The sequence below is a fragment of the Halorubrum sp. B53 genome (assembly GCF_059752395.1).
Window position 1 is genome coordinate 25,018 of the sequence record NZ_MWTH01000015.1, and the last position, 12,161, is coordinate 37,178.

A 12,161-nucleotide genomic window follows, 5' to 3' on the forward strand; every position below is an offset into this window, starting at 1 on the left:
GCCCGGTATAGGCCACATTAAACGGTGTTTATGCGGCGTACACGATGCGTGACGGAGGGTGACAAAGAGATGCCTGATATCTAAAACCCAATTTATATAGTAATATATATCTCTCGTGACGTCGGTCGCGCGTCCTCGGACGTTCGAGGGTGAACCCCGGGCTTGAGGCGTCCGGACGCGGATCGAAAACGTATGCCAGTCGCGAGCGTCGGCGAGACGGCGTCCCACGAGGTACAGGTCACGGCGGAAGCGATCGACGCGTTCGCCGAGCTCTCCGGCGACGAGAACCCGATCCACCTCGACGACGCGTACGCCGCGGAGACGATGTTCGGCGGACGCGTCGCGCACGGAATGCTGTCGGCCGCCGCGGTCTCGGCGGCGCTCGCGTCGCTCCCGGGCGATATCATCTACCTCGAACAGGAGCTCACCTTCGACGCCCCCGTCCGCCCGGGCGAGGCGGTCCGGGCCGCCGTCGAGGTGGTCGAGGACCTCGGCGGTGACCGACTCCGAGTGCGGACGGAGGCGTTCGTCGACGCGCGCGACGAGCGCGTCCTCGACGGCGAGGCGACCGTCCTCTCGCTGGCGCACGAGGAATAGCGGCGAAAGGAGTGACCGCGAAGGGAGTGACGCGGCTACCGCGTCGCTCACTTATAAATCAGCTCACCCGTGCCAGCGGAGCACCGTCGCCGCCCACGTGTACCCGGTGCCCGCGGCGAGGAAGCAGACGAGGTCGCCGGCGGCGAGCCGACCGTCGGCGATCCCCTCCTCGACGGCGAGCGCCTGATCGACGCTCTGGACGTGACCGTACTCGTCGAGGTAGTACCCGTGCCGCTCGGGGTCGAGCCCGAGCTCCGCCAACACGCGGTCGTGGAACGACCGCTTCATGTGCGTGAGCGCGACGAAGTCGAGGTCGCCGCGGTCGAATCCCGAGCGCGACAGCGCCTCATCGGCGACCGACAGGAACGCCGGCAGCGAGACCGGGCCGAGCCGTTCTTTCATTCCGTCCGGGTCGGGGACCTGAAGCGTGTGGAGCCCCTCACGCACCGTCGCCTCGCTCGGGGGGCGCTTCGACCCGCCCGCCGGCATCACCACGTCGTCGGCGAAGGAGCCGTCGGTCTCGGCCGCGCTCTCGTGGACCGTCGCGCGGGCCCGGTCGCCGGGGTCGGACTCGACGACGAACGCGCTCGCGCCGCTCCCGAAGTTGAACATGAACGACGCGTCCTCGTCCCTGTAGTCGACGAGGTCCTCCTCGCGGCTCGCCGAAACGAGCAGCGCGGTGTCGGCCTCCTCGACCGCGAGCTGGGCCCTCGCCTGTCGGAGCGCGATCGGCGCGCCCGCACAGAGCGTGTAGCTTTCGGTGGCGTAGGCGTTCTCGGCGCCGAGCGCCTCGCAGATCGCGGCCGCGGCCGACCACACGACGTGGTCTTTGAACTCCGAGCCGTGATATAAGAGGAGGTCGACGTCACCCGGGTCGACGTCGGCGTCCGCGAGCGCCTCGCGGGCCGCCGTCTCGGCCATGTCCGTCGCGTGGTCGCCGTCGGGCGGGCAGACGTGTTTCTCCGTCACGCCCATCTTCTCGACGACCACTTCTTCGGGAATCCCGCTGATTTCGGCGATCTCCGCGCCGGCGATCGTATCGGGCGGGACGTACGTCCCGAGCCCGGTGACTCCGACCGTCATCGGCGGTACCTCCGCAGTCGCTCCGGCAGCCGCTTACCGACGGTCCCGCCGAGGCGGTCGCGCACGGTCCCGAGGATCCCGTTCGGGACGAACAGCACGAACAGCACGAAGACGATCCCGAGGTACAGCGGCGCTCGTCCCGCGAGCGCTGTGTTGACGAACAGCTCGACGCTGAGCCCGGCGATCTCGGTCTCGAGGACGGCCGCCGGGACGCCCTCGCGGATGTACGTGGCGAGCCCGCCGCTCTCCGTGGAGAGCACGTCCTCCAGCCACTGGTGGAACGCCGTCCCGTACAGCGGTCCGGCCAGCGTGCCGAACCCGCCGATGATGGTTGTGATCAGCGCGTCGGCCGTGACGAGGAAGAAGTACGAGTTGTCCGGCGACACCGACCGGGAGTACGCGGCGAAGATCCCGCCGGCGACGGCGCCGAAGAAGCCGCTGATCGCGAACGCGGCCAGCTTGAACCGGTAGGTCGGGTAGCCGACCGCGCGGGCGCGCTCCTCGTTCTCGCGGATCGCGACCATCACCCGCCCGAACGGGGAGTGGAGGATCCGCTGCATCGCGAAGTACGAGACCAGGACGACGGCGCCGAGCGCGTAGTAGGAGACGACCGTCGCGGAGACGTCGATCCCCAGCCCGAGCAGATTCTCGATGCTCTCGCCGGTGAGTCGACCGACCCGGAGGCTCAGCCCGTCCACGTACGGTACCCCGATCGCGAGCCCGTCGCCGCTTATCGTCGCTCCCTCCTGGGGGTTCGAGGAGACGTACCCCCACGACCGGATCAGCTCGTAGATCACCTGCGCGAACCCGAGCGTGATCATCGCGAAGTAGACGCCGGTGAGCCGGAACGAGACGGAGCCGATGACCACCGCCAACAGCGCGGCGAGCAGCGCGCCGAGCAGCAGCGTGATCATGAACGGCGTCCCGCCCGGGATCCCGGGGATCTGTCCGTTGGCCGCGAGCACGACGAAGTACGCCCCGGTGCCGTAGAACGCGGCGTGGCCGAAGGAGAGGTAGCCGGTGTAGCCGCTGACGAAGTCGAAGCTCATCGCGAACAGCCCCATGTACAACACGGCGATCATGAACGTGATCCCGGGGAGGAACGCCGCCGTCTCGGCCGCCAGCGGCGACGATTCCAGCGCTCCGTTGACCGGCGGATACAGGAAGAAGACGAGGACGACGGCGGCGTGGACCGCGTGGTCCCGGAGGTAGTCGGCGAGCGTCACGGCGCGGTCGTCGCCGCTGATTTCCGCGTCGTCGCGCCCGGCGTCGTTCCCCGCGTCGTCGGCGGGGGAGGCGGGGTCGCTAATGGCCCCCCACCTCCTCGACGCCGTAGAGCCCCTGTGGCCGGACGATCAGCATGCCGACCAGAAGCAGGAAGATGGTCACCTCGGAGAGGCCCGAGAAGGTGACGGCGCCGGTCGTGAACAGCCACGTCGTCACCGAGTCCGCGATCCCGACGATCCCGGCGGCGACGACGGTCCCGCGGAAGCTCCCGAGCCCGCCGATAATCACGACGACGAACGCGTACAGCAGCACGTCGACGCTCAACAGGACGCTCGGGCCCCAGATCGGGTCCCACATCAGCAGGACCCCGCCGACCGCGGCGAGCCCCGTCCCGACGCCGAAGACGACGGTGAACGCCCGGCGGACGTCGATCCCGAGCGCCTGCACCATCTCCGTGTCCTCGCTGCCGGCCCGGATGTACAGCCCGTACAGCGTGCGAGTGAGGAACAGCCAGACGGCGACCAGGACGACGCCGCCGATCAGGACCTCGAACAGGTAGAGCCGCCGCACCGCGATCCCGAGGAAGTCGGTGCGCCCCAACAGCACGTCCGGAGTGGTTCCCATCGGCGCCTGCCACTGCGGGTCCGGCTGGATCCCCCGCAGCGTCAACACGATCCGGGCGATCTCCTCGATGATCAGGGAGACGCCGAACGTGAGCAGGATCTGGTAGGTCGGCGTCCGGTCGTAGATCGGACGGATCAGCTTCAGCTCGATGACGCTGCCCGCCGCGGTGGTGACGGCGAAGACGATCGCCATCGCGGCGAAGAAGACGCCGATCGTCGCGAGCGTCCCCGTCCCGGAGCCGACGACCAGAACGAGCACGAGTCCGCCGAGGTACGCGCCGACCATCGTGACGGCGCCGTGCGCGAAGTTGAGCACGCCCATCAGTCCGAAGACGAGGGTGAGCCCCACCGCGATGGTGAAGTAGACGGCCGCCTTGCCGAGCCCCTCGACGAGGACGCCGATCGCCGTCCGGAGCCCGTCGACGGCGCCGCCCGTCGCGAGCAGCGGGGCCGGGTCCGCGACGCCGAGGGAGAGCGCGGTCGCGCTCATGCGGTGAGGTACCTCCGGACCCGCTCGTCGTCGCTGGTGACGCCCTCGGTATCTCCTTCCTCGACGACGACGCCGTGGTCGACGAGGTAGAACCGGTCTGCGAGGTCCATCGCGAGCCGGAAGTTCTGCTCGACGAGCACCATGGTCGTGTCCGCGGAGGCCGCCCGGAGCGCCTCGACCACGTCGCTCACGATCTGCGGGGCGAGCCCCTCGCTGGGCTCGTCGACGAGCAGCAGGTCGTTGTCGCCCAACATCCCCCGGGCGATCGCGAGCATCTGCTGTTGGCCGCCGCTGAGGTCGCCGGCCTCCTTGTCGGCGAACCGCTCCAAGGCCGGGAACAGGTCGTACGCCTCCCCCAGTCGAGCGTCCGGGTCGGCGGCCGCGTGGGCGGCGACGCGGAGGTTCTCGGCGACCGTCAGGTGTGCGAACACCCGCCGGTCTTCCGGCACCCACCCCATCCCCCGTGCGGCGATCTCGTGGGGCTCGAGATCGGTGACGTCCTCGCCCTTGAACCGAACCGTCCCGCGCCGCGGCGGGGTCAGCCCGAGCGCGGTCCGCAGCGTCGTCGTCTTTCCGACCCCGTTACGGCCGACGAGCGCGACAATCTCGTCGTCCTCGACGGACAGATCGAGTCCCTGCAGGATGTGGCTCTCGCCGTAGTACGTGTGGACGCCGTCGAGTTCCAACATGCTCACCGGGCGTCACCCCCGCGGTTCGGAGTCGGCGACGACGCGAGCCTCCGAGCGGCCGACGGACCGATCCGCCGTCCCCCGTCCGTCGCCGCCGTGGAGCCGTCGCCGTCGGGCGAGGCGTCCGTGCCCGTCTCCGTCGCGTCGCCCTCGCGGCCGTAGCCGCCGAGGTACGCCTCGCGGACCGCCGGGTCGTTGCGGACCGACTCCGGGGGACCGTCAGCGATGAGCTCGCCGCGGTGTAACACCGCGACACGGTCCGAGATGCCCATCACCACGTCCATATTGTGTTCGATCAGCATCACCGAGTGATCGGCGGCGACGTCCTCGATCAGCGCGACCACGTCGTCGACGCCCTCGCTGGAGACGCCGGCCGTGGGCTCGTCCAGCAGCAGGAGATCGGGGTCGCCCGCGAGCGCGACGCCCACCTCCAAGCTTCGCTTCTCGCCGTGGCTGAGGTTCTTCGCGACGGTCTCGCCCTCGCCCGCGAGCCCGATCCGATCGAGGATCCGGCGAGCCTCCGCGTAGTGCTCGTCGAACCCCTTGACGTTGCGCCAGAGCTTCCACGCGTCGGCGCCTCGCGCCGCCTGCGCCGCGATCCGGACGTTCTCCAGCACCGTGAGCGTCGGGAAGAGGTTCGTGATCTGGTACGACCGGTGGATGCCGGCGAGCGCCGTCTCGTGGGGCGGGGCGTCCGTGATGTCCCGGACGCCGCTTTCGTCGGCCCCGCCGTCTCCTCCCTCGCTCGACGCGAACCGGATCGCGCCGTCGGACGGCTCCAACACTCCGGTGAGGAGGTTAAAGAACGTCGTCTTCCCGGCGCCGTTCGGCCCGATGAGCGAGCAGAGCTCGCCGGCCTCCAGCGCGAAATCGACCTCGTTGACGGCCGTGATCCCGCCGAACCGCTTCGTCAGCCCGTCGGTTTCGAGCAGCATCACAGCGAGCAGCCGGCGTCCTCCTCGGGGACCATCACGTCCTCGGCGTCGAGGCGTTCGAGGGGCTCGCCGGGCATGATCGGCGCGTCCCACGTGTCGGCGTACTCGTCGCTGGTGGGCACCGGCCAGGCGACGGTCATCTGGGAGGCGGCCTGGTTGTTGTGTTCCTGGAACGTGTAGCCGTCGGCGCCCTTCGGCGTGTCGGCGACCGTCATGCCGCGCAGCGCCTCCGCGATGTCGGCGCCGTCGGTGGACCCGGACTCCGTGACGGCCTGCGAGAGCGCCGAGGCGGCCGTGAACGTCCCGGAGCTGAACAGGTCGGGGACGATGTCGTACGCGTCGACGTGCATCTCCCGGAACTCCTCGTTGATCGGGTTCTCGTACTGGTTCCAGTGGTACCGGCTGGTGAACGGCCCCAGTCCCGCGTCCCGGATGTCCTGCTCGGTGAAGTCCTCGCCGAGCGCCGACTCGATGGTGCCGCCGATGAGCTTGGTCGTGAGCAGCGCGGCGAAGCCGCCGAACACCTGCACGTCGAAGGAGATCGCAGAGGTGAGGAACTGCGGCAGCGTCGACGCGGTGAACCCGCCGACGACGCCCGTCGCGCCGTCGGAGACGGCATCCTCGAAGAGCCCGTCGAACTCGGAGTAGCCGACCTCGACGAACCGCGGTTCCAGCACCTCGACCCCTTGGCTCTCCAAGACCGCGGCGTAGTTTTCCGCGACGCTCTGCCCGAACGCGTTGTCGGACGCGAAGACCGCGACCGTGTCGATGTCGAAGTTCTCGGCGACGTACGTGCCGCCCGCCCGCGCGTCCATCGCCGTGTGCTCGCTCGCGCGGAACGCCAGCGGGTGACAGAACTCGTCGCTCACCGTGATCCCCGCGTCGGCCGCGGGGCCGATCAGATACGGCACATCGGTCTCGTCGACGACGGTGTCGATGAGCCGCCGCGCGCTGTCCGAAGACGTCCCCCCGAAGAGGATGTCGACGTCCTCGTCGAGTACGAGGTTCGTCGCGACGTTCTGGGCGGTGTCGGGACTGAACCCGGTGTCCTCGACGATGATCTCGTACGTCGGACCCCCGTCGGCCTCCACGGTGTAGGTGCCGGGCGTGAGCTCCGAGACCGGGTCCACGTCGTGTTTGTACGCCAGCCCGGAGTAGAACCCCATGAGGCTGATCTGCCCGTAGTACTGGAGGTCGCCGGAGGTGGGCTGGAGCGCCCCGATCCGGACCGTCTCCCCGGAGAGGTTGCCGCCGTCGCTCCCGCCGGAGCCGTCGCTCCCGTCATCGCCGGAACTCCCGTCGGAGCCGTCACTCCCGTCGGACCCGTCGCCGCCGTTTCCGCTACAGCCGGCGAGGCCGGCGAGGCCGACCCCTCCGACCGCCGCGCCAGTTCGTCGAAGATACGATCGCCGTGTGGTCACGTCTCGCATACCTATATCGGTGTGACCACACCCGCAAAAGGGGACGAGTTAAGATGTTAACAAGCGGCGCGAAAACGCGGAAAATCCCCCGAAACACGGGGTTCGGACGACGAACATCCGATTCGCCGATCGCTCCTCGTGGACCGCGATTCCCGGGTCAGTTCATCCGGTCGAGCGCCTGCACGACGCTGCGGAGCAGCTTCTTCTCCCCGCGCCGCATGTTCTTCGAGACCGCCGCCGTCGACACGTCGAACTCGTCGGCGAGCGTCGAGAGGGTCGCCTCGCGGGGCGACTCGAAGTAGCCGGCGTCCGCGGCCGTCTCGATGGTGTCGCGCTCGACGTCGGTGAGGTCGCGACAGGCGTCGAGCATCGTGGAGGCGGCGTTCGCGTTGCGCATGGTGTCGAACAGCGACTCCATCGCCAGCTTCGATCGGTCCTCGACGACGAACTCGTTGCCCTTCTCTAAGTCGTGCAGCGCCGCCTCCGTGGTCGCCTCGTCGTCGAAGCCGACCTGCCACTGTTCGGAGCCGTTCGCGATCCGGAACGGGCCCGTGATGTAGCCGCCGTGGTCGGTGATCGTCGACATCGCGTTCGTCTCCTCGATGACGGTCCGGATGATCGCCGTCCCGTCCCGCTTCGAGAACAGCTTGTACTCGGCCATGTTCTCGTGGTCGCGGAGCGTCGAGAGCCCCTCTCCAAGCTCGTAGCGGTCGGGGGACTCCACGAGCAGCCGGGTCTCCAGCTGTTCGGCCGCCGTGTCGAGCTGCCAGTGCATCGCGGAGAACCCGACGTCGTGGTCCGCGGAGGTGTCGATGAACGGGCAGTCGAACTGCTCCATGTCCATCGTGACGTCGATCATGGCCCCTCCTTATCTTCTACATATATAACGGTTGTTCCTTAGAAAACCGCTCGCGGCGCAAAGCGACCGAAAACACCGATCTCGGGGCGAGTGTCCGATCTCGGAGCGAGTGTCCGATCTCGGAGCGAGTGTCCGATCTCGGAGCGAGTGTCCGATCTCGGCGACCGCAGGTCACTTCCCGAACCGGTCTTTGATCGCGGTCCGGTCGATCTTCGACGGACCCGAGGTCGGCATCTCGTCGACGAACGCGAGCCCCTTCGGCACCGCGTACCGGGCGACGCGGGAGGCGAGGTGCGAGCGCAGATCGTCGAGCGTGAGCGACTCGTCGCCGACGAGAACCGCCTTCCCGACCGTTCCCCACTCGTCGCTCGGGACGCCGATCACGACGGCCTCCTCGATCCCCGGGTGGTCGGTGAGCGCGTCCTCCACGCGGGGCGGGTAGACGTTCTCGCCGCCGGAGACGAACATGTTCTTCTTCCGGCCCTCGATGTGGTAGTAGCCGTCCGCGTCGACGCGGGCGAGGTCGCCCGTCGACACCCAGTCGCCGAACGTCTCCGCCGTCTCCTCGGCGTTGTTCCAGTACCGGTCCGCCGCCGCGGGCCCGGCCAGCTCCAGCTCGCCGACCGTCCCGTCCGGGACCGGACCGTCTTCGTCGACGACGCGCGCGTCGACCGCGAGCGCGGGGACGCCGACGCTGGCGGTCTTCTCCGGCGGGAAGCCGTCGGGCATCGCGAAGTTGTTCGGGCCGCACTCGGTGAGTCCGTACCCCTGCGAGATCTCGACGCCGCGGTCTCGCCACGCGTCGATCACGCTCTCGCGGCACGGGCCGCCCCCGCTCTTGACGAACCGCAGCGAGGAGAGGTCGGTCTCCGCCCACTCGTCGTGGCGGGCCATCATCCGGAGCACCGCCGGAACCGCGACGAGGGTCGTCGCGTCCTCCCGCTCGACGTCGGCGAGGACGCGGCCGGGATCGACCTCGGGGCTCAACAGGATCCGCGCGCCCATCTGGAGGAAGGGGACGGTGAGCACGTTCCACCCGCCGGTGTGGAACATCGGGAACACCATCGGCGTCACGTCGTCCTCGCGGAGCCCCCACGCCGTGATCGTGTTGAACGCGTTCCAGCGGATCGCGCCGTGGCTGATCACCGTCTCCTTCGGCGTCCCCGTCGAGCCGCCGGTGTGGAGGAAGAGGTGCGGGTCGGCGAGCGAGACCGCGGCGGTCTCGACCGGCGAGCCGTCGTCGGGGAGGTCGTCGCCGAGCGTGCGCCACGCGCTGTCCCCGTCGGTCGCGATCGCCCGGACCGGCGGCTCGACGTCGGCGCGCTCTAAGGCGTCGACGGCGTCGCCCTCGAACGGCGTCTCGACCGCGAGCAGCGCGGGGTCGACGTCGCCGAGGACCGCCGCGAGCTCGCGCTCCGCGAGCCGGTGGGAGAGGGGAGCCAACACCGCCCCGACCTTCGCCGTCGCGAAGAACAGGTCGAGCAGCTCCACGCGGTTCCGCGAGACCACCGCGACGCGGTCCCCGCTCCCGACGTCGACGTCGCGAAGGAACCGTGCGGTGCGGTTGGCGCGCTCGTCGAGCTCGGCGTACGTGTACTCCTCGCCCGCGGCCGTGTCCGTGACGGCGACGCGGTCCGGCGAGAGCCGCGCACGTCGCGCCGACAGCGACCCGACCCACTCGTAGGCGCGGTCGCCGTGCGGGTGTGGTCGGGGATCGACCGCACCGCCGGCGTCGTCGCCGTCGGGCGCGTCGCCTCGGCCGCGAGCGCCGTCGGCCCCGGGCGTGTCGTCCGACATCTCAGGCGACCCCGTCGAGGAACGACCGGATCCTGCCGTCGACGCTCTCTCGCTCCTCGATGAAGAAGAGGTGCGGGCCGCCGTCGACTCGTTCGACCGTCGCGTGCGGCAGGAGCTCGGCCAGCAGGTCCGCGTTCCCGACCGGGAGCACCCGGTCGGCGGTGCCGTGGAGCACCAGCGTCGGGACCGAGAGCTCGCCGAGTCGGTCCGTCGCGTCGAACGCGGCGACCGCGGCGGCCTGCGCCTCCCGGCCCACGGGCGTCGCGTCGCCCGTCAGCCGCCACTCGACGATCCGGTCGACGAGCTCGGACTCGCGCTCGTAGAAGTCGTCGCTCACCGCGGGCTCCATCAGGTATCGGACCCGCTCTTTCGGGCCCGCGTCCTCGGGCGCCGAGAAGATGTGCTCCCGCACGTCGGGGGGCATCTCGGGGGCGTCGTCGCCGCCGGGCGACGTACACAGCAGGGTCAGCGAGGCGACCCGGTCGTCGGTCAGCGCGAGCTCTTGGGCGATCATCCCGCCCATCGAAGCCCCGCAGACGTGGACACGGTCGACGCCGTGGTCGTCGAGGACGGCCTGCGCGTCGGCGGCCATCTCGTCGATCGAGTACGGCCCCTCGGGCACGTCCGAGTCGCCGGTCCCCCGGTTGTCGGGCCGAAGGATCTCGTACCCGTCCGCGAGGTCCTCGGTCAGCCACCGCCACATCCAGCGACCGTACCCCAATCCCTCCAGCAGGAGCACCGTCGGCCCGTCGCTCGTCCCGTCGACGGCGTAGTCGATCCCAACGCCGTCGCGTGTCGCTCTCGGCATGCCCATACCGAAGACGCCACGGCGCATCAACCCGCACGTTAACGTTTCAACCACCCCACCGGTATCCGGCGAACGCCGCACTTCGGGCTCGGCGTCGACACGGGAGAACCCGGAGACTGGACCCCTGTCGAGCCGTCCCACGGTGCGGGGAGTTGAGAAGAGTTAAATCGGATGCGGCACAAGCGGGAATCGCGCTCGGTTGGTGTAGTCCGGCCAATCATGTTGGCCTTTCGACGGATTCGGCGCGACGCCGCGCCGGTTCGGAAGTCAGCCGACGACCAGGGTTCAAATCCCTGACCGAGCACTTCTCACACACCTACGCCGCCAGCGGCGGCGTCGTCCTCGCGACCGCCGCGTCGAAGGGGAAGAATCACCACGCTCGCCGACGAGGCTCCGGTATGAGCGACGACCCCGAAGGCGACGACTCGCGCTTCGAGACCCGCGCGATCCACGCGGGACAGGAGCCCGACCCCGAGACCGGCGCGCTGATGACGCCGATCCACGCGAACTCCACGTACAAACAGGACGCGCCGGGCGACCATCGCGGCTACGAGTACAGCCGGACCGGGAACCCGACCCGGACCGACTTAGAGGCGAACCTCGCGTCGCTGGAGTCGGGGAGTCACGCGCGCTGCTTCTCCTCGGGGATGGCCGCGATAAACACCGTGCTGAACCTGCTGTCGGCGGGCGACCACGTCGTCGCCGGCGACGACGTGTACGGCGGCACCCACCGCATCCTCACGCAGGTGTACGACGAGTACGATATCGACACCAGCTTCGTCGACACGACCGACCACGACGCGGTCCGGGCGGCGTTGCGCGAGGAGACGGAGCTCGTGTGGGTGGAGACGCCGACGAACCCGCTGATGAACGTCAACGACATCGGCGCGCTCGCGGACATCGCGCACGAGCACGACGCGCTCTGCGCGGTCGACAACACGTTCGCGACGCCGTACCTCCAGCGCCCGCTCGAACACGGCGCCGACATCGTCTCGCAGTCGCTGACGAAGTACCTCGGGGGCCACTCCGACACGATCGGCGGCGCGCTGATCGTTGACGACGAGGAGCTCGACGAGCGGCTCGGCTTCTACCAGAACTCGGTGGGCGCGACGCCCGGGCCGTTCGACTCGTTCCTCGTGCTCCGCGGGACGAAGACGCTCCCGGTGCGGATGGACCGCCACTGCGAGAACGCGATGGAGCTCGCGGAGTGGCTGGAGGACCACGACGACGTGAGCCGGGTCTACTACCCCGGGCTGGAGAGCCACCCGGACCACGAGCTCGCGGCCGAGCAGATGAACGCCTTCGGCGGGATGCTGTCGTTCGAGTTCGACGGGAGCCTCGACCAGGCGTCGACGGTCGTGAGCGAGACCGAGGTGTTCACGCTCGCGGAGTCGCTCGGCGGCGTCGAGAGCCTCATCGAGCAGCCGGCCGCGATGACCCACGCCGCGATCCCGCGCGAGGAGCGCCTCGCGGCCGGGCTCACGGACGGGCTCATCCGCGTCTCCGTCGGCCTCGAACACGTCGACGACATGAAGGCCGACCTGCAGGCCGCGTTCGACGCCGCCTCGGAGTAACGGGAGCGAGCCGCCGACTCGTCCCGTCTCGAAGCCGGCACCCTTCGCCGCACGGGCA

At 69.5% G+C, this 12,161-nt stretch carries 11 protein-coding genes and 1 tRNA gene; 3 read left to right on the forward strand and 9 right to left on the reverse strand.

What is annotated here, in order from left to right:
* Positions 1–192: 192 nt before the first annotated feature.
* Positions 193–597 (forward strand): MaoC/PaaZ C-terminal domain-containing protein, encoded by a 405-nt coding sequence (locus tag B4V06_RS12560; protein ID WP_123112326.1) that lies wholly within the window; start codon positions 193–195, stop codon positions 595–597.
* Between the two features lie 63 nt (positions 598–660).
* On the opposite strand, the gene B4V06_RS12565 is transcribed toward B4V06_RS12560, so the two are convergent.
* The 9 genes from B4V06_RS12565 to B4V06_RS12605 form a co-directional block, all read right to left on the reverse strand.
* On the reverse strand, positions 661–1,680 hold the full coding sequence (locus B4V06_RS12565; RefSeq protein ID WP_123112327.1) for a 3-oxoacyl-ACP synthase: 1,020 nt from the start codon (positions 1,678–1,680) through the stop codon (positions 661–663).
* Positions 1,677–2,906 carry a branched-chain amino acid ABC transporter permease gene (locus B4V06_RS12570; RefSeq protein ID WP_498170092.1) on the reverse strand — a complete coding sequence of 410 codons (1,230 nt, stop codon included), beginning with the start codon at positions 2,904–2,906 and terminating at the stop codon, positions 1,677–1,679. Before B4V06_RS12570 ends, B4V06_RS12565 begins: the two co-directional genes overlap by 4 nt.
* A gap of 79 nt (positions 2,907–2,985) precedes the next feature.
* Positions 2,986–4,020 carry a branched-chain amino acid ABC transporter permease gene (locus tag B4V06_RS12575; protein ID WP_123112329.1) on the reverse strand — a complete coding sequence of 345 codons (1,035 nt, stop codon included), beginning with the start codon at positions 4,018–4,020 and terminating at the stop codon, positions 2,986–2,988.
* Positions 4,017–4,715, reverse strand: coding sequence for an ABC transporter ATP-binding protein (locus B4V06_RS12580; protein ID WP_123112330.1), 699 nt, complete (start codon positions 4,713–4,715; stop codon positions 4,017–4,019). The genes B4V06_RS12575 and B4V06_RS12580 overlap by 4 nt, the downstream gene beginning before the upstream one ends.
* Positions 4,712–5,644 (reverse strand): ABC transporter ATP-binding protein, encoded by a 933-nt coding sequence (locus tag B4V06_RS12585; RefSeq protein ID WP_123112331.1) that lies wholly within the window; start codon positions 5,642–5,644, stop codon positions 4,712–4,714. The genes B4V06_RS12580 and B4V06_RS12585 overlap by 4 nt, the downstream gene beginning before the upstream one ends.
* Entirely contained in the window at positions 5,644–7,074 is a 1,431-nt protein-coding gene (locus B4V06_RS12590) for an ABC transporter substrate-binding protein (protein WP_123112332.1), read from the reverse strand. The genes B4V06_RS12585 and B4V06_RS12590 overlap by 1 nt, the downstream gene beginning before the upstream one ends.
* 148 nt (positions 7,075–7,222) lie before the next feature.
* Positions 7,223–7,924, reverse strand: a complete 702-nt coding sequence (locus tag B4V06_RS12595) for a helix-turn-helix domain-containing protein (RefSeq protein WP_123112333.1) — start codon at positions 7,922–7,924, stop codon at positions 7,223–7,225.
* A gap of 171 nt (positions 7,925–8,095) precedes the next feature.
* On the reverse strand, positions 8,096–9,721 hold the full coding sequence (locus tag B4V06_RS12600) for an AMP-binding protein (protein ID WP_498170094.1): 1,626 nt from the start codon (positions 9,719–9,721) through the stop codon (positions 8,096–8,098).
* A gap of 1 nt (position 9,722) precedes the next feature.
* Positions 9,723–10,529, reverse strand: coding sequence for an alpha/beta fold hydrolase (locus B4V06_RS12605; protein ID WP_498170095.1), 807 nt, complete (start codon positions 10,527–10,529; stop codon positions 9,723–9,725).
* A 193-nt stretch (positions 10,530–10,722) separates the two neighbouring features.
* Here B4V06_RS12605 and B4V06_RS12610 point away from each other — a divergent pair.
* Positions 10,723–10,833, forward strand: a tRNA-Glu gene (locus B4V06_RS12610).
* A 94-nt stretch (positions 10,834–10,927) separates the two neighbouring features.
* On the forward strand, positions 10,928–12,103 hold the full coding sequence (locus B4V06_RS12615) for a cystathionine gamma-synthase (RefSeq protein WP_498170097.1): 1,176 nt from the start codon (positions 10,928–10,930) through the stop codon (positions 12,101–12,103).
* Positions 12,104–12,161: the final 58 nt, after the last annotated feature.